The 18,056-nt window shown below is 45.9% G+C and carries 19 protein-coding genes and 2 tRNA genes; 4 read left to right on the top strand and 17 right to left on the bottom strand.

The window, feature by feature from the left end; genetic code table 11:
- Nucleotides 1–29: 29 nt before the first annotated feature.
- Together Q4491_RS01545 and Q4491_RS01540 are read right to left on the bottom strand one after the other, a co-directional pair.
- Nucleotides 30–734: a TIGR01621 family pseudouridine synthase gene (locus tag Q4491_RS01545; RefSeq protein WP_192015377.1), complete on the bottom strand. Its 705-nt coding sequence runs from the start codon at nt 732–734 to the stop codon at nt 30–32.
- A gap of 78 nt (nt 735–812) precedes the next feature.
- The gene (locus Q4491_RS01540) at nt 813–2,144 is read right to left on the bottom strand and encodes a sodium-dependent transporter (RefSeq protein WP_303453695.1); all 1,332 of its coding nucleotides are present in this window, start codon (nt 2,142–2,144) and stop codon (nt 813–815) included.
- Nucleotides 2,145–2,327: 183 nt separating this feature from the next.
- Here Q4491_RS01540 and cls point away from each other — a divergent pair, with 183 nt between their 5' ends.
- The 3 genes from cls to Q4491_RS01525 all read left to right on the top strand — a co-directional run bounded on the left by cls (nt 2,328) and on the right by Q4491_RS01525 (nt 5,881).
- Entirely contained in the window at nt 2,328–3,785 is a 1,458-nt protein-coding gene (gene cls, locus Q4491_RS01535; RefSeq protein WP_303453692.1) for a cardiolipin synthase, read from the top strand.
- Between the two features lie 403 nt (nt 3,786–4,188).
- The gene (locus Q4491_RS01530) at nt 4,189–4,704 is read left to right on the top strand and encodes an oxidoreductase (RefSeq protein ID WP_303453689.1); all 516 of its coding nucleotides are present in this window, start codon (nt 4,189–4,191) and stop codon (nt 4,702–4,704) included.
- A 52-nt stretch (nt 4,705–4,756) separates the two neighbouring features.
- Nucleotides 4,757–5,881, top strand: a complete 1,125-nt coding sequence (locus tag Q4491_RS01525; protein WP_237794161.1) for a GGDEF domain-containing protein — start codon at nt 4,757–4,759, stop codon at nt 5,879–5,881.
- A gap of 7 nt (nt 5,882–5,888) precedes the next feature.
- Here Q4491_RS01525 and Q4491_RS01520 read toward each other — a convergent pair whose 3' ends face one another.
- The 15 genes from Q4491_RS01520 to Q4491_RS01450 all read right to left on the bottom strand — a co-directional run bounded on the left by Q4491_RS01520 (nt 5,889) and on the right by Q4491_RS01450 (nt 14,495).
- Nucleotides 5,889–6,344, bottom strand: a complete 456-nt coding sequence (locus Q4491_RS01520; RefSeq protein ID WP_052729897.1) for an SRPBCC domain-containing protein — start codon at nt 6,342–6,344, stop codon at nt 5,889–5,891.
- Between the two features lie 145 nt (nt 6,345–6,489).
- Nucleotides 6,490–6,996, bottom strand: coding sequence for a GNAT family N-acetyltransferase (locus tag Q4491_RS01515; RefSeq protein WP_192015282.1), 507 nt, complete (start codon nt 6,994–6,996; stop codon nt 6,490–6,492).
- Between the two features lie 259 nt (nt 6,997–7,255).
- Entirely contained in the window at nt 7,256–7,681 is a 426-nt protein-coding gene (locus Q4491_RS01510) for a GFA family protein (protein WP_303453671.1), read from the bottom strand.
- Nucleotides 7,682–7,702: 21 nt separating this feature from the next.
- Nucleotides 7,703–8,164, bottom strand: coding sequence for a RidA family protein (locus Q4491_RS01505; RefSeq protein WP_218383063.1), 462 nt, complete (start codon nt 8,162–8,164; stop codon nt 7,703–7,705).
- Nucleotides 8,165–8,193: 29 nt separating this feature from the next.
- Nucleotides 8,194–8,595, bottom strand: coding sequence for a GNAT family N-acetyltransferase (locus Q4491_RS01500; RefSeq protein WP_303454265.1), 402 nt, complete (start codon nt 8,593–8,595; stop codon nt 8,194–8,196).
- Between the two features lie 99 nt (nt 8,596–8,694).
- Complete coding sequence (locus Q4491_RS01495; protein ID WP_303453668.1) at nt 8,695–8,865, bottom strand: N-acetyltransferase; 171 nt, start codon at nt 8,863–8,865, stop codon at nt 8,695–8,697.
- Between the two features lie 276 nt (nt 8,866–9,141).
- The gene (locus Q4491_RS01490) at nt 9,142–9,486 is read right to left on the bottom strand and encodes a hypothetical protein (protein ID WP_303453665.1); all 345 of its coding nucleotides are present in this window, start codon (nt 9,484–9,486) and stop codon (nt 9,142–9,144) included.
- Nucleotides 9,487–9,519: 33 nt separating this feature from the next.
- Nucleotides 9,520–10,155, bottom strand: coding sequence for a hypothetical protein (locus Q4491_RS01485; protein WP_303453662.1), 636 nt, complete (start codon nt 10,153–10,155; stop codon nt 9,520–9,522).
- A 20-nt stretch (nt 10,156–10,175) separates the two neighbouring features.
- A complete protein-coding gene (locus Q4491_RS01480; protein ID WP_303453659.1) occupies nt 10,176–10,736 on the bottom strand; it encodes a curlin subunit CsgB in 561 nt (186 codons plus the stop codon).
- 347 nt (nt 10,737–11,083) lie between these two features.
- A complete protein-coding gene (locus tag Q4491_RS01475) occupies nt 11,084–11,920 on the bottom strand; it encodes a CsgG/HfaB family protein (RefSeq protein ID WP_303453656.1) in 837 nt (278 codons plus the stop codon).
- A 10-nt stretch (nt 11,921–11,930) separates the two neighbouring features.
- The gene (locus Q4491_RS01470; protein ID WP_303453653.1) at nt 11,931–12,338 is read right to left on the bottom strand and encodes a curli assembly protein CsgF; all 408 of its coding nucleotides are present in this window, start codon (nt 12,336–12,338) and stop codon (nt 11,931–11,933) included.
- Between the two features lie 11 nt (nt 12,339–12,349).
- The gene (locus Q4491_RS01465; protein WP_303453650.1) at nt 12,350–12,844 is read right to left on the bottom strand and encodes a curli production assembly/transport protein CsgE; all 495 of its coding nucleotides are present in this window, start codon (nt 12,842–12,844) and stop codon (nt 12,350–12,352) included.
- Nucleotides 12,841–13,503 (bottom strand): LuxR C-terminal-related transcriptional regulator, encoded by a 663-nt coding sequence (locus Q4491_RS01460; RefSeq protein WP_237794150.1) that lies wholly within the window; start codon nt 13,501–13,503, stop codon nt 12,841–12,843. The genes Q4491_RS01465 and Q4491_RS01460 overlap by 4 nt, the downstream gene beginning before the upstream one ends.
- 807 nt (nt 13,504–14,310) lie before the next feature.
- Nucleotides 14,311–14,401: transfer RNA gene (locus tag Q4491_RS01455), tRNA-Ser, on the bottom strand.
- Nucleotides 14,402–14,407: 6 nt separating this feature from the next.
- A tRNA-Ser gene (locus Q4491_RS01450) sits at nt 14,408–14,495 on the bottom strand.
- Nucleotides 14,496–14,694: 199 nt separating this feature from the next.
- Between Q4491_RS01450 and mscM the strand changes: the two genes are divergently transcribed.
- Nucleotides 14,695–18,009: a miniconductance mechanosensitive channel MscM gene (gene mscM, locus Q4491_RS01445; protein WP_303453644.1), complete on the top strand. Its 3,315-nt coding sequence runs from the start codon at nt 14,695–14,697 to the stop codon at nt 18,007–18,009.
- Nucleotides 18,010–18,056 lie beyond the last annotated feature (47 nt).

The following is an 18,056-nucleotide window of genomic DNA, read 5'->3' as shown; positions in this document are numbered from 1 at the left end:
ACCGGATTGCCGCTCTGGCGGCAACGGCGTTAATCAATGCGCGGTTTAACCAGCCCTGAAGGTAGCGAAGGCCATGAAATGTCCCAGGGGGCAGACCACTCGGACAACGCAACCTGCACTTCCGCCACTTGCCATAGCGAGCCTTGTTCAGGCAAACAGACAAAGCGGCTGACTTGTCCCTGAAAGGTAAACTGCAGGGCAAATGCGTGTAAATATCCGCGGTCTGCCTCTTCCTGACCATAAATATCATCACCTGTGATGCCGGCCCCCACACTTTTCAACGCCACCCGGATCTGATGGGTTTTCCCTGTGCAGGGTTTGCACAGGAACAGCCGGCGGCCACCACCGGCGGCCGTTGAAATAAACTGGGTAATAGCCGGATTCTCTCGCGTTGCATCCAGCTTCCAGCTGCGACGACGTGAACGGCTCATATCGCCAATCACTGTGCCCTGCTTCTTTTTGGGTTTCTTGCTGCTGATAGCGAGATAAAACTTCTGCACTTCACGACGGGCAAAACCACCCGACAACTCGGCGGCGGCTTTCGCGTGACGGCCCAGCAGCAAAATGCCCGATGTCATCTTATCCAGACGGTGGATCAGATACAGCTGTTTATCTCCGGTTGCCGCAGCAACCTCCGCAAGCAGTGGCTGATCATTGTCATCTTTATGCACACTCACGCCAGCATGTTTGCAAATAACGAGGAAGTCCGGGGTTTGATGCAGAAGTGTAAACATGGTTCGCAGTTCGATTAACTCAGGAAAGCGGCAGTATACCCGCTCTGCCGCATGACGCCAGCCTTGTGATGTCATCCGTTACTGGAGGAAAAAGACCAGCAGCATGAGAACCGGACAGACAATACGCACATACCAGGGCCAGATCCGCCAGAACAGGCTCGACGCAACGGCCGGATAACCTTTGCGGATTTCTTGCAATACTTTATTTCTGTGCCAGATCCATCCCACCAGCAGCGCGAAAATCATGCCGATGATCGGCTGTGCGTAGGCTGTGGTCGTGGTCACTACCCGGCCGAACAAGGCGTCAAAATTAAACACAATGATCGCCGAGATGACGCAGATTAACCCGCCTATCCACCAGACGGCGGTACTGCGGCTCTGGTTCAGTTCTTCAATGGCGCAAGAGACGGGCACCTCCAGCATAGAAATGGAAGAGGTAAGCGCCGCAATGATCATCAGCACGAAAAACAAGATGCCGACTATCATGCCCACCGGCCCCATAGTGTCGAACATGGTCGGCAGCACACTAAATACCAGCGTATCGGACGCCAGTAATGCCCCGCTCTCGTCGTAAATCACCACGCCGTTATGCTGGGCCACAAACATAGCAGGCAGGATCAGCAGCCCGGCGATAAAAGCAACGGCAGTATCGAGCAGTGCAACCTGCGCTGCTGTTTTCGGTAGATTCGCCGACTTACTCAGATACGAGCCGTACACCATCATAGTGCACACCCCAAGAGAAAGAGAAAAAAACGCCTGCCCCATCGCGCTGACAATCAGCTTGGGAGACAAATGGCTGAAATCCGGGATCAGGTACAGCTTCAACCCGTTCCAGGCGCCGTCCTGCGTCAATATATACACCACCATAACAACGAACAGCAGCAGCAGAACAGGCATCAGACGGGTGGACCATTTTTCGATCCCATCAGCAACCCCGCTCCTTACTACCATTACGGTCAGCCACATAAAGACCAGCATGAGTATCAGGTTACGGCCGCTGCCAAACGCTTCCAGCCAGTGAGCCAGTGAAACCAACCCCACCGCCTCACAAATCGGTGCCAGCAAATACCCCAATAGCCAACCGGCAACAATCGCGTAGAAACTCAATATCAGCGATACAGCTATCATACCCGCCAGCCCGACCAGTCCCATCAAGGCTTTCTGCCGTGGCCAGACTTTACGCAACGAGGTGATGGGATCGGCACTGCCATAGCGGCCAATGGTCAGCTCGGCCACCAGCAAGGGATAAGCCAGCGCAAACACCATCAGCAAATAAACCATCAGAAATACCGCGCCGCCATTGCTGGCTGCCTGAGTCGGAAAACCCCAGATATTGCCCAGACCGACCGCGGAGCCGGCTGCCGCCAGAATGAAACCAATGCGGGAGCTGAATTGCGCTCTGTTCGCCATACACGATACTCAAATAATAAGGGGCTCTTACAAGATAAGACATTTCTCAGCGTATAACGCCTTCACTATTGATACATACGGCATTATAAAATGTGTCAAGTTTTCGCTTAACCCTATGTTTTACAGAGATTCGGGTGCAAAATAGAGCGCAGGTATGCATATAGAAAGAGACAAGCCGCTTTTATGGATCACGTTTATCAAGTCTTAGCCTGGCTCAGCCTGTTTATCTATTGGGTGGCCATTGCGGCTGTCACTATGCGGGTGGTATTCAAACGTCGTGTTGTGGGCGTGTCGCTGGCATGGCTGATGATTATCTACATCATTCCTATTGGTGGCATCATTGCCTATCTCTTGTTTGGTGAACTCAATCTTGGCAAAAAGCGGGCATTACGTGCCGAAGAAATGTTTGAGCCCTTCGCCAACTGGTTTAAGCAACTGTATAACTGCCCGGGGCACCAGCCTCAGCTGATGAACCTGCATACCAAACCCATTCACGACCTGTGTCAGAACCGCCTCGGCATTCCGGCGTTGGTGGGTAACAGCATGACATTGCAGGACACCCCGCAAACCATTCTGCGCTCGCTGATTTCAGACATACAGCAGGCCCATCGCGCAATTCATTTGGAATTTTATATCTGGCATCCGGGCGGCCTGGCCGACGAAGTGGCAACAGCATTAATTCTTGCCGCTAAACGTGGTGTTAAAGTCAGATTATTGCTGGATTCTGCTGGCAGTATGCGTTTTTTCCGTTCCCACTGGCCGCGTTTAATGAAGCATGCCGGTATCGAATTGACAGAAGCGCTGGCTGTCAGCCCGTTACGTATGTTCCTGCGAAGACTGGATATCCGGCAGCACCGTAAAATTGTTGTCATTGATGCGCAAATTGCCTATACCGGCTCCATGAATCTGGTCGATCCGGCTTTTTTTAAAACAGATGCCGGTGTAGGGCAATGGATTGATGTGATGGTGCGAGTCACCGGTCCGGCCGTGTCGGTGCTCAATTGTATTCAGGCCTGGGATTGGGAAGTCGAAACCGGGCAACGTTATTTGCCCCCCGTTCCTGAATGCGACGCAACCCCGCCTGCTGGCAACATCGATATGATCCAGGTGATTCCGTCCGGGCCGGGTATGCCGGATGAAATCATCCATCAGGTTCTGCTGATCAGTATTTACCAGGCCAGGGAGCGCGTGGTCATCACTACCCCCTATTTTGTACCCAGCGAACACTTGTTACATGCGCTGATCAGTGCCGCGGAACGAGGGACAGAAGTTCACATTGTCATTCCTGCCAAAAACGACTCTGTCATGGTGGAATGGGCCAGCCGCTCGTTTTTTGCCGAACTTCTCAATGCCGGTGTGTTTATTCACCGGTTTAACGGCGGTCTGCTCCATACTAAATCGGTTGTCGTTGATGATACCCACTGCCTGATTGGTACAGTCAACCTGGATATGCGAAGTCTGTGGCTGAATTTTGAAGTGACGTTAGCGGTAGATAATCCGGTTTTTACAGCGCAATTAGCACAATTGCAGCAACAGTATATAAAACAATCCAGCCGGATTGATCCGGCAAAATGGCGTGAACGTTCTTTAGGCCATAAATTTCTTGAACAATGCTTTTATATGTTCAGCCCGTTACTTTAATTTGCCTGTCATGCCGGCGTGATCAACAGCGCCAATGACTTCAGCAAAGGCACTTTAACTAGGGTTCGCCGGTAATAGCATCAGATGTCTAAAAAAAGACACTTTGGCATCTGATTTCCTTGCGTGACAATAAACTTAAGTTGGAACTTCATATATGCAATCGCCTCCCACGCGCCACTTTTGGAACAAAAGTCACGCAACAAGACTGTGTGTTTATACTGAAAAGTCCAATGATTGAAAAATATAAACCCACATAAACTGTCATTTCAGACATAACGACCTCATTCAATTCAAATTTGAAATAATCCCTTCACACTCATTCATACGAGAAAAGTATTGCTTTGCGCTTTTATATAGCTATCTTTGTATTTACGCACTAATCGCACACGAAGCTGAGGGATATGTGATTCTCAGGAAGTATATCTCACCACTTTCCAATACCCTCTTGTCAGGCCTGCTATTTGCAGGAGTTATTTTCGTTTTTCCTGTTTTTGCTCTCACACCACCTCCGTTGACACTTAAAGGGCAGTCGGCGGAAAATGCGCCCATAGAAATACGCCTGACACGAGACGATATCGCCAGCCTCCCGCAGGAATCCATCACCACCTCTATGCCTTGGGTCAATGGCAAAGCAACATTTTCCGGTGTTAATCTGCAAGCCTTGTTAGACCACTATCAGCTAAAACCCGGCACCATACATTTTACGGCCCTGAATAAATTTACCGCCGAGTTAAACTGGCAAGATATGGAAACATATCAACCTGTACTGGCGGTACGTCACAATGATGAATGGATGAGAGTACGTGATTACGGCCCCTTCTGGCTTATTTTTTCACTGGATACGTACCCAAACCTCATAGATAAGGGTTTCCTAGAAAAAATGGTCTGGCAAATAAACGAAATTAATGTGGTGCCATGACGTGTTATCTTTGAAATCATTAAAAGTCTTTCACTTAGCCGGGATGCCCTTAATGAAAAAGCTGCTTTTTTTTGCGGCTCCCCTGCTTATTGTGTTTACTTTCGTGTCTGTCAGCTCTTTAGAATCCAATGCTGAGTCTGTCAGTAAAGACCAGAATCTGGCCAGCTGGTTCATGATGCAACTGAGCGATGAATACAGTGAGTTAATATACCAGCTTCAGAGCTATGAAGCCGGGCGGGCTGATAATAACGACGTACTACTCCAGTATGAGATACTGTTAAGCCGCTTTAATTCCATTCAAGTCAACAGCCAGGTGAACCGCCTTCACAGCACCTTTGGTTCATTGCAATCTTTCAATCATCACTATCAAATCGTTAAAGGCTACGAAGCTTCGCTGCAACAGCTCACCAAACAGAACGTGACTGAACTGACCCTGGCGGTCAAAGATAATTACGATCAATTGATGAGTTATGCGTTAAAAACATTTCTTTTCACCAACAATGTATTGCGCTCAAAACTGGACAGGTTTATTTCTCTGCGCTGGTTAATCCATGCCTCCCTGTTTTCCACCTTGCTGATCGGCATCATGATGATTTACTTACTGATGAAAGAGTCGAAAACACACCATCAACTGGCGATGTATGACTCATTAACCGGCATCCATAACCGACTTTGGCTCAACAGAAAATTAAAAGATCTTGAGAAATCCGGTAACGAGTTTGCGTTTTTCCTGATTGACCTGAACGGGTTCAAAGAAGTGAATGATACACTGGGGCATGGTGCCGGGGATCAGTTGCTAAAAACAATAGCGCGTCGACTTGATAACCTGACACACGATGGCATGTATGTTGCCAGGATGGGAGGTGATGAATTTGCTGTGATCCAGGTTTTCCCTCAGTCGGTCAATCAGGCGTATGTGTCGAACTTTCTGATGAACACGCTGGACCACGTACTCAAAATCCCCATTCAGCTCCTCCATCGCGAATTATCGCTCTCGGCCAGTATCGGCCTGAGCGTTTATACTCCGGGCAGCAAAAGCCTGTCAGAACTGCTGCAGGAGGCAGATTTTGCTATGTATGAAATGAAACAGCAATTTAAAGCAGAGCATCCATACCCAATCACCAACCTGGAACACCCTGCTTCTGATGCCGCACCAGGTTTTACCAAACGTCAGTAACCTGTTACTAATTGGCCGACCAGATATCGCTGGCCATTACATGACCCGTTTCCAGCAAGGTTTTTAAATTGCTGATCACCGCGGGCCAGCCTTCACTGACATCCTGATAACTCAGCGAACCCGACTGCAAGTCACTGTGGATAACCGTTATCCGGGTGTCTTCACCAAGGTTTTCCAGCGCAACACTCACCTGAGATGAATGCATCACACCATGGTGCCCTCCGGTTTCCTGCCAGCTCAGCACTAAATGGTGAGGTGGATGAATAAGCAACACTTTTCCCGTCACATCTTCAATTTCAGAGCCGTCAGCCCGAATATGCGCCCACCGGCTGCCCACTTTCCAGTCAGATTCATTCACATGCCCCCAGTATTGCTGGGTCATTTTCGGATCCAGCAAAGCATTCCAGACATCAGTATCTTTTGCCGCGATATAGCTGACATATTTGAATTGTTCCAAGCTCATGGGCATACCTCATCATAGGGGCGGCAAATCTGGCCGGATAGCCAGAATACAGCTCAAGATACCTTGGTATCACTACCAAAGAGGAGAATTCAGTCATTCTTTATTGAGAGTAGCACTGAGTGTCTCTGCAAGCCGAACCGGATAGTTACAATAACTTCTTCATTTGCAGTAAAGTCCAGGGTTCACCATTAAAAACGCGAGTCGCCCGATCAGCCTGATACGTTTCAAACCCCATACCACGATAGCAATTTACTGCACGAAAATTGTGCTCAAACACGGCTAATGATACCACCTCGGCACCGAACTCAGACTCTGCTTTCTCCACCGCCATATCCAGCAGCATCCGGCCATAGCCCTTACCACGGTCCGATTCATTCGCCACTAGTACACGACAAAGCCGGCACTGTTTGGGTGCTGATTGGTATAACTCGACATAGCCTTTTGTCTGGCCTTCGACCTGAAATAAATAGGGATGGACTTCGGGACGGGCAATATGTTTCTCAATCTGTTCTATGGTCAGAGGAAACTGATACACAGGTCCTCCCCAAAGTAAATTAAACTCCTCATCCGTTACCCAATCCATGAGTAATGAATAGTCCTGCGCGGTAAACGGTTTTAGTTGATACCGGGAGCCTGGCCGTTTGATAAGCATGATCTTCCTTGGACAAATTTATACGGTGTTTAAACAGTTGCAACAGTTCGCAGAAATGGAACCTGATAACGCTCGGAGCCATGACAAAGCTCGAAAGCTGGCTTCATTTCTCAATCACAGGATCATCAACACACAAATGCAGTGAGTTCAGTTGCACAAAGCTTTGTAGCATTACTTTAGTAGAGAACCAGATCAAGGATCTAAGCCTGATTGATTGCGCTAACTCTCACTTTTTACAGAAGAAATACAGAAGAGAGGCTTATCCGCGCCCTTTTGGGTATTTTTTATGCTCATCACAAACCGCTAACCAAACGAGCTTATCATTGATATAAATATGTTTTTGCTTTCTGGGAGTAAAAGGCGTATCCAGCAAAGGAAGTGAAAATGTCACCCACTCATGACTGTATTTACCGCTGTCCAGCCACTGTACGCTGGCTCCGCAGTGCTTACAAAACCGACGAATAACGCCGGGGGAGGATGAAAACGCAGTGAGATGCTCTTCACCTTTCAGGCTAAAGTTATCCTTCAAGGTCGCCGCATAAGTGGCATACACAGCACTATGGCTTTTTCTGCACATAGAGCAATGGCAATGTGTAATGGCTTTAATTTCACCAAAGATAGAAAAGGTCACGGCCCCGCATTGACAGGAGCCGTGGTATTGATTCGACATCAGATGGGTCGTCATGGGGCTATGACTGAAGACGCGCTAGTCTTCGATTTCAAAGATGGAGTCGATGATAATAGGTAAATTGCCACGGACGGACATGGCACCAAAAACGGATCGCGCATGTACACCTTTTTCTCCGAAAATCTCTGCCATCAGATCGGAACAGCCATCAAGTACCTTTGGATGCTGCTCAAAATCTTCAGTTGCATTGACAAATCCCTGGAGTTTCACCACCCGGCTGACTTTATCCAGACTCCCGACCGCCAGCTTAACAGCCGCCAAAATATCCAGACCTGTTATTCGGGCAAACTGGTAACCTTCCTCAACATTGTATTCTCGCCCCAGCTTTCCTTTAGGAGCCTCGGCTAAACCGGCAACAGGTCCTTTACCGGATACATACAACAAATTTCCGCTACGAACACAATTGGCATAGCTGCCCTGCGGCTCGCTGGCCAAAGGTAACACCAGACCTAATGCATTAATTTTTGCTTCTACTGACATCTGTCCTCCATGACATGTCAAACGTCCTGCTAACTGTCCAGCGAATTCAGGTCAAGCTCCATGAAAATACTGAGCGGGTGCGCTTGGTACTGACCATAAGGCTCACAAACCCGATAACCCATGGTTTGATATAGGCCAATTGATTCAGGTTGATTCACGCCGGTTTCCAGGCGGGCAATGCCGATACCGTTATGCTTAAGGTACTGGTGCAAAGCCTCCATAATTTGCCGGGATATACCCAGGCCGCGATAGTTATCCAGCACAAACATACGCTTGATTTCACCGTACTGCCCGTCATCATCCATCATTTTCACTGCGCCAATACCGGCTAATGCACCGCGTACAAAGGCGCCGACCAGATGAACATTATCCTTCATGAGGGTTTCCTCACTTTCCAGATTGTTCGTCTCGGGTGGGTACAGACTATACATATAATCATCGGATGCGCTGAGGATCACTCGAACGTCATCACGATTGGGCATAACTCTCTGAATATACATAGTATTAACCAAGCATTAATGTTGTTACTGCTACACAGTCAAATAATAGTGATAATAATTTTCATCGCGCTGAAAACCCAACGACTCATAAAGAGCCTGGGCGGTCAGGTTTCCGTGCGATGTCTCTAACGCGATCCCTCTGGCGCCGTTACGACGGGCAAACAGGATAGCTTTTTGCATTAGCTGACGGCCAATACTCATGCCTCCATACCCTCATCACCAATAAAACCGACCAGCACTCAGGCGCTATAATCGGAATCAGCCTCACATAATAGCAATTTTGAAATCGGAATGAGAGCTTAAAGCGTAAAGTGATAACATTCTGTGCACTCACGCACATAGCCATACACCAAAGCAAACTCAGCCATTATGCATCCCGATGTTTAGGACAAACTGTTCTGAATTTGCATCAATCTGCGATTCTGGGGGCGCACAGTACTACAAGGCAATCTAAGATGCCATGAGTATTGAGACACCTCAGGAATGAGGTGTCTGGGTGGTAATTTGGCAATCGTCAGTGACGATCAGCTGAGACGTTTCACCAGTGGCATCAACCGTGATACTGACAGGGAATTGAGCTTTACTTAATGACATTCTAGATTTGCTGGAGCCACTTACTGCTGAGCGCATTTTATTTCCACTACGTGAGGTCAGTGAATAGGCGACTCGCTCACCGCTTTCCGACATCATCATTATCGCCACTGATTCCCCGTCCAGACTACAGCTAATATCAAACGGCTTCTCCGTCTGGCTTATCGCCAGCGATGGATAAAAACAGAAAGCGGCGATAATCGCCGCTTTATTGGTCATAAGTTTACACATAACTAGTCATTCAATTTAATTTCAACAACGTTATTAGAACTGTTGGATGTCAACATCGTTATGTGAAGAGTTGCTGATATGAAAGGTCGCTTTATCAGCGTATGTTTGATCAATATTCACATCGTTACGGTGTGAGTCACCCAGGATTTTACCGTAGACACGGGCATCATCATCATATTGGTTGATAAAGACGTCATTGTTGTCTGCGCCATAGCCTTTGATGTCCACATACACTTTGTTGTCATCGCCATACTGGTCAACATCAACATGGTTGTCATCACCACCTTCAATATCTACATCGGCGGTATTGCCATCACCATTTTGGTTCAGAACAACATAGTTATCATCTGCATGGTCATCCAGGCTGATTCGGCCCGTGTTATCGTCACCGTCTTGCAGCACTTCCAACTCGTTATCTTCTGAGTCGTCGGCTACTTCGACTTTACCGTAGTTATCCGAACCATCTTGTTCAATATCGATTTCGTTGTCATCGGAACCACCGCTGATATCGACCACTGCTTCGTTACCCCAGCTTCCTGGAGATTCCTGATAAATCCAAACATCATTGTTATCACTGTAACCTGTAATACTTACATCAGCTTCGTTATCTACCGCCAGCGCACCACCAGATACCAACAGCGCAGAAATTACCAGAGCTAACTTTTTCATGTGATATTCCTTACATTGTGTTAATGGACTGTTATTTGTTTATTCATTCCGTTGACTATTAGTATTTGCTCATTACCTGATTGATTGATGTTAAAACCAGAGTAATTCACATTTGGCTTATCAATAACGAAAGCCATATTACCATCACCATCCTGGTTAATGGTTTCGCTAAGCCCTATTCCCGTTTGGGAAAGTACCGCACGATTCTGATTGCCATTTTGTATAATTGCGCCTTCGTTGTTCCACCCGGCCTGATAAATGGCAGCATAATTATCATTACCATTTTGTTCGATATAAGAGAGGTTCCCCCCACCAATTTGATCAATATTAGCGTTATTGTTATATCCCGATTGTCTGATTAGCGCTTTGTTACCTGAGCCAAACAAATGCGATTGGTTAATTGTCGCTGAACTCTCATACGCATTTTTTAATTCGACTCTTGCCACATTATTAAAGTCATCTGACAATTCAGACACTCTGCTTAATTCATTTCTTGCCAGATCACTTGAAAAAGCAGGGAAGCTTAAAATAACACCTAATAAGGCCACCGCATTCGAATTATTAGGAAATTGATACTTCATTGCTGTAACCCTCGAAATCACCTTGCCTTGTTTGTAATTTCATTATGGTATTTATTTAGCTATTTCCTATGAACTTTATGATGATTGTATCTATTTTTTTGCTAGCACTTTGTTACTATACAATTCACAAAAAAATTAAAATAAATATAACTAAATCAGCAAGATAGGGCGCGGGTGATTTACATGACACACAAGAAACAAGTCTATCTTTATCAGCTAAACAATCATAATTATTGTCAGGATAATTTAAACATTTAATACAAAAAAAAGACAATCACCTGTGTGAGATGATTGTCATCGATAATAAAATAACACCTGGAGAGAAAGAAATGTAACTACTCAAAACACTAAATAATTGGTTGAGTGGTTCCTGTATATTTTTGAATGACGGGATTTGATATATCTGAAGGGTTTCTAAGCTTCCAGAGGTTCGTTTTTATCCCATCCACAACCATTTGTATTACTGCAGAATCTATCGCTGACATTACAGCGACATTTACAGGTTCATTGGTTGTTATCCCTAACTCAGCCTCTAAGAGATCTTTATAATCTATAAATTTAAAAATACCGGTTTGCAGCTCCTGAGACAGGATTGTTTTACTGGTTGTGACACTCAACAAAATACGACCACTGCGAATATCAACCGCCCTGACATTCACCGTCACCTGATCAGTGCGGTACTGGGAAGATAACCCTATTCCCAAATACCTTGCTCCCGCTCCACCGGTCTGAATATTAGTATCGTAAGCTATAATTCCACCTTCAACCATGATATTGGCCGCCATCAAAGAGGGCAGATGATTACCATGGTTTTTCGGTGTCTCATGCTTACTCTGAGCCGCACGAATAATCTTACGTTCAGTAAGCAAGTTCTGAAGCCCTTCCCGCTCTAATGGTATGAACCACTTAGAATTGAGCAGCGCTGTTGTCAACATTGCAGCTCCTCCTTGCGGAACCGCAGTAGAGAAGTTGCTATTAGGCTGAGGTTTATACTGGCCGGTTTGATCCCGGAAATCATAAACCGACACGTAAACCGGACCTCGGGGTAGGGGCAAAGAGGTTAAATCTAAATAGGTAGCCCCTCTTGGCATCAGTGTTGGCTCATCTTTAGGTGCCGGAATGCTCATAGACTGAGAGCAACCACCTAAAATTAATGTAGAACACAATAAGGCTATGAGTCTCATGATCGTCTCCTTACATATCAGGCACTAAGCCACTAACTTGTATAGTGGATGTTTCACCTGTCGCCTTATCAGTGACTTGAATCATCAAAGCACCATTGTTATCGACTATGTTCAACAGAAAATCATCCGTACTGAGTTGCCCTGTATTTCCGTTACCTACATCGGAAAGTAGCTGACCGATTAAGCGAGACTCCAAGTTCGCCGCTAATCTTTGTATACTGCTTTCGTCTTCACCCAGTAAACTGGCTTCTTGTGGCGGCTTATAGTCATTAATAGCATTAGCTCCTGCTAATAAATAACTACCATTTAATGGGCTTCCACCAAAATTAGGGTTCACCGGCGTATAAATTAGTTCGGTTGCTGAGACATCAATTGTCCAGAAACTCATAAACAATAAACAACATACCTTCCCTTTCATGTTCTGACCTCTTAAATTTCGTCGTAGTCAATATCGAAGGTATCTTTTAAATACCTTTCTATCCGCCATCTCAATACATAATTCTTAACCGCTGAAACAGCCTGATCCGTTTTATCTTCAACATTTTTTCTTCCTGGAGATAAAGCCGTTCTGTATATGATATTTTGCCGATGAAAAACAGTAATAATACTACCTGATAACGCTGTCGGCCTTTCCTTCACAGAAATATTCTCTTTTAACTCATCAAGTTGATCTTCTAATTTTTGTGCAAAGAGAGAATAAAACTCTTCACCTAGTCGAGTCATTGTCCTGTCGATCACTACACCATCAATTTCACGCAAACTATCTAACGATTCCAATCGACCCTGAACTTCAAGCGGCTCATCATTTTCCAATGACGGTCCATTCTCAATCGGTTTTGATGACTCAATCGACTCACCCTTTACTGCACTAACCGCAGGAAAAACAATGGCTAGATATACAAGCATCAAATATGGATATTTCATGATAATAAGCTATTGAATGTATGATTCTTAGCCCACATGAATGCCTGCAGGCGGTTCTTAACTTTAATTTTTTTAAACACATTATGGAGATGTGTTTTAACTGTATTTTCACTCACGAACAGGGACTCGGCAATTTGCAAATTAGATGCCCCTGAGACCAATAGTTGCATAATCTCTTTTTCTCTTGTCGTTAACTCTACGCTCAATTTTGGGATATTGGCTTGAGTACTGCGGTATTCGGAAATCAGTTCCTGGCATAACTTACGGCTAAACCACAACTCACCACTTTGTATCTTCAGCAACCCTTCAGATAACAGATCAAGTGAATCGCTGGTATAGAAAACCCCCACCAAATTCGGCCATCTCTTAAGCTCATCGACCTTAATATCAGTGCAAACATTAATCAGAACTTCAGAAGGTATTACCTCTTTATCTGCCATGATACTCAGATACTTTTCACTCGATTTCGGCGTGATACTGGCAGAATCTAAAATGAACAATGTCTCTTCTATCTGCTTAGCTGATAACTTGCTGATTTCATCCAGCTTTATACAGTTTATGGAAAATGTAAGCTTCTTTACCAAGTACTCTTTCAGAATTGAAGACTGAATACTCTCGTCCGACACTAATGCCAATCTAGTGTATGATTTTCTAGACATTCCTACTCGTCCTTTCATTATTATATTAGCGTTTTAATAAAGTTAACTTTAGTTCACGTAAAAAAAATGACAAATAATAAAGTTATCGTGAAGGCATTTAAAGTTAATCATTTAAAAACATGAAGTTGCAATTGGTCTTACATTTAAACCTTAAGACTTATTTGTCTTATTAATCTCAATAAAATTATATAAAAAATCACCTTCTTATTTTTAGCACTGGAAGTTTAGTTTGGTAGTAAACTTAAGTATTAAATTTCAATTATTCAGTTAAATTAGATAGTTGATAAAGGCTTTCTACACATAAACATTTTTACCATAAAAGCATGTGTCAATATTTTTTACGTTTGTCTTTCTAGGCAGGTTTATTCTGAGATAATTCGGTTCAATATTCATCAGAGAGTATATGGCTGCAGAGTTAAGCTAATTGATGCCTATATTGAATATGCAGGATGATGGATGCGAAAGAAATCCGGATGGGGTGTCGCGGTATTTCAACAGGCTTAGCGGCCTGATATACATCAGACTAAATATGGGTTTGCCTGAAGGGCAACGTGGTCTCGCTCCGCTCGGTTGAGACTGGCCGTCCGCCCCCTTCTAGGCTTCTTCACCCTATCTCATCTTGCCAAGGTTCAGGCGAAAAAAAACCGCTGATAGTTCAGCGGTCTCTTCGAATGTGGCGGAGAGATAGGGATTTATGGCTCGGCTGAGACTGGCCGTCCGCCCCCTTCCAGGCTTCTTCACCCTATCTCATCCTGCCAAGGTTCAGGCAAAAAAAAACCGCTGATGCTTCAGCGGTTTCTTCAAATGTGGCGGAGAGATAGGGATTTGAACCCTAGATACGCTATTAACGTATGCCGGTTTTCAAGACCGGTGCTTTCAACCACTCAGCCATCTCTCCTGAATGTGGCGGTGAGGGAGGGATTCGAACCCTCGATACGTTGCCGTATACACACTTTCCAGGCGTGCTCCTTCAGCCACTCGGACACCTCACCAAATTGTTGCCAACGCCTGTCGCGTCGACGGCGGCTAATTTACTGACTTGTGCTAATCGGGTCAAGGTTTTTTCCCAATTAGTTGTACTTTCTTATCGTAAGCGATGATCAAAAGATCAAATCGGTTTTTTCTTAGGCCTAACACACGCTTATTTCTACACTTGTAAGATAATTCTTATTTGAGTCTCACCACTTCACTATGCGTAATCTCACCGTATTCGTACTCTCGTTAGTCTTATTGATCACCGTCTTTCCCTGCTACGCCAGTGAAGAGTCAAATTCCGCCACCACCCAGCAAACGTCCGATTACAGTAAAGCACTGGACAAACAGATTGCGTTGGCCAACGAGCTGGAGACAACGCCTGAGAATGAAAAATTACTGGAGAAACTACTTCAGGCTCAGGATCAGCTGCAAAAAACGCAAACCTATAAAACGCAAATCGAAAAGAACCAGCAGTTGCTGGATAACTTCAATGAGCAAACGGAAACCATAAAAACTCAAATCAGTGACTTTAATGCCTCAAACTTTCCAGACTTTAGCCAATGGAGCCAGGATCAGCTTACCCTTGAGATAGCTGAACAGGACAACAAGTTAGAGCAGCTTGAGTTACAGCGACATAACTATCGCAACGAGATTGAAGACATAGAACGCAGTATTGATGCGTTTCCAAAACGGGTCGAACAACTGCGCCAACAGATAGATAATGCAGATAAAGCCCGCAAGCAGGCGGAAAGAGATCGTGATAACCCGCTGTTGCTGGTTCATAACATTGAGTATGAGTTTTATGACAACCAGTTGTCTGCCCTCGAAGCCGAACAGTTGACGGGTGATAATCGCCGCACGCTCAGCAAGCAAAAGCTCCAGCTGGTCAATGTAGAAATAGAGGCCAGACAAGCATATCGTAACAATCTGCAATTGATGCTGAACCGGCTACTCAGAACCGATGCCGAACAGTCTGCCGTCGATACCGATGAACTTGTACAAGAGCTGGTCGATCTTCCCCCTGAACTGAAACAGCTCAGTGAAGAAAACCGGCGCTATGCCCGTGTGTTGTCCTCGTTGTCAGATCAACTGGATCAGGTTCAGTTGCAACAGGAAAAAACCGATCAGCAATCAGAACAAGTGGCAAAAACGGCAGAGGATCTGAATAACATGGCCGAGTGGTTGTCCCTCAGCCCTGCTTTCAGTGAAAACATGCGTACGCGGCTCAAGAGACTGCCAGATCCGCCGGATATGTCAGAGCTCGACAATAACATCGCTCAAAATCAGATCCGTAAGTATGAATACCAGCAACGGTTTGAAGATCTGACCGAAAGCGCAAAGTCTGCGCCAGAAAAAAATCTGTCCGAAGATCAGCAAGCACTGCAATCCGAACTCATTCAGAACAACCTGTCTTTGTTAGAAAAGCTGATAGACAGCAGCGACATCCTGATTTATCAGCAAGCAACCTTGAAAGTCGCCTATGACCGGCTGGACTCATCACTGAATAACCTGAAAAACAGAGCGGCACGCTTGCTGTTTCTGGCGCCGGACAGCAACGCTTTCAGTATCAAATTAGCGACCGACACACTGGAAAAATTGCAGTGGTTTTTTTCACCGTCGCACTGGCTGGGCTTACTCAAAGTCCCTTTGGTTGCCGATCCTGTGCTACTGGCTTTCTGTCTGATCATTGTCGCACTGCTGATTATTGCCCTCAGCTGGAGCCGCGCACGCTGGAAGCAATATTTAAAAGAAACCAGTCAGTATATAGGTAAAGTCACCAAAGACAGGTTCAGCTTCAGCACGATCAATGTCATCTGCTCTGGCCTGTTTGCCTGGCCGGCACCACTGGTGGTCGCCGTCGTTGGCGCCCTGTTAAGCGCGCTTTGGCAACTGCCTTTCATCCATCACTTAGGCCAGGCCCTCGCACTGCCATTGCCTCTGGTCATGTACTGTTTCATGAGGGAGCTGGTACGGCCGGACGGCCTGCTCATCAAACATTTTGACTGGCAGCCCAATCTGGTCATGCGCTGCTTCGGCCATTATCGCCGATTGCTCTGGGTTTACCTCCCTATGATGGTGATCCAAAACTTTGCCTTCTTCTACAACGATATTGATGTGAACGCCACACTAGGACGACTTGCTTTTATCATCAGCAACATAGCCGTCAGTTACTTTATGTGGAAAATGGCCAATGAGCGTATTCCTATGACCTACCGGGACCTACCTCAAGGCCATTTGCATCTCAGCCATCACTTATTCTGGTGGCTGCTGATTTTATTACCGCAAGCGCTTAACTATTTTGCACTGCTGGGCTATCTGGGCTCGGCGCAAAAACTGATGTCCAAACTCGAATATGCTGCAGTGCTGGGCGTGTTTACCCTCTTGGTGTATTACCTGATCAAACGCCTTATGCTGATTCAGCGACGCAGGCTGGCTTTCGAACGTGCCAAAGCAAAACGTCAGGAAATACTGGCGCAGCGAAGAGCTGAATTACTTGAAGGCAAAGAGGAACCATCAAGCAGTGAACTGCATATTGAAATTGAAGAGCCAGAAGTCGATCTGGATGTCATCAGTGCGCAGTCACTGCGGCTTTTACGCTCGCTGTTGCTACTGATTTACCTGTTTATTCTGGCGCTCTTGTCGTCAGATTTATATCAGGCCACCAGCTTCCTTGAAGACATTACACTCTGGGACGTCAATGCCAATATCGACGGAATAGAACAACTCAGCCATATCACGCTGAAAAGTGTGCTGCTCGCCATTCTGGCGCTCTGGCTGACTGCCATTCTGGCCCGTGATTTACCCGGTGCAATGGAGCTGCTGGTACTGCAACACATTAGCCTGAGTCCGGGGACCGGCTATGCGATTACTTCCCTGACCCGCTATATGGCCATTTTCTTTGGTATCATTATTGGTTCGGCATTGATAGGTTTTGACTGGTCAAAAATGCAGTGGCTGATTGCAGCACTGGGTGTCGGCCTGGGTTTTGGTCTGCAGGAAATTTTCGCCAATTTTATATCCGGCTTAATCATTTTGTTTGAGAAGCCTATCCGCATTGGAGATACGGTCACCATTCGCGATCTTACCGGGATTGTGGCAAAAATTAATACACGGGCAACCACCATTGTCGACTGGGACAGAAAAGAAGTCATCGTGCCCAACAAAGCCTTTGTCACAGAGCAGTTTGTCAACTGGTCGTTATCGGATTCCATTACCCGGGTAACCATAGCTATCAGTGTGAAATATCTGGCTGATACTGAATTGGTGACCCGGCTGTTATTTGAGGCGGCAGATGAATGCGAACTGGTTCTGGACAATCCTGAACCCGAGGTGTTTTTTCTGAGTATTACTGCAGACGCACAAAATTTTGAAGTGCGGGCCTATGCAGCAGAGACTGGCCACCGGCTCAGTCTGACCCATGATCTCCATAGCCGGATTAAACGTAAGTTCCTGGCACACGATATCAGTATTGCGCACCCTCAACTTGAAATTGCCATCAAGAAACAGCAACGTCACCCTTTGAGCCGCTAGCGGCAGCAACGAAAAAGGCAGTCCGTTGGACTGCCTCTCAGGAAAGA

Source organism: Photobacterium sp. 2_MG-2023 (genome assembly GCF_030547675.1).
Taxonomy (GTDB): Bacteria; Pseudomonadota; Gammaproteobacteria; order Enterobacterales; family Vibrionaceae; genus Photobacterium; species Photobacterium arenosum.
The sequence above is the reverse complement of the archived record's forward strand: the minus strand, read 5'-3'. Positions and strand labels throughout refer to the sequence as shown.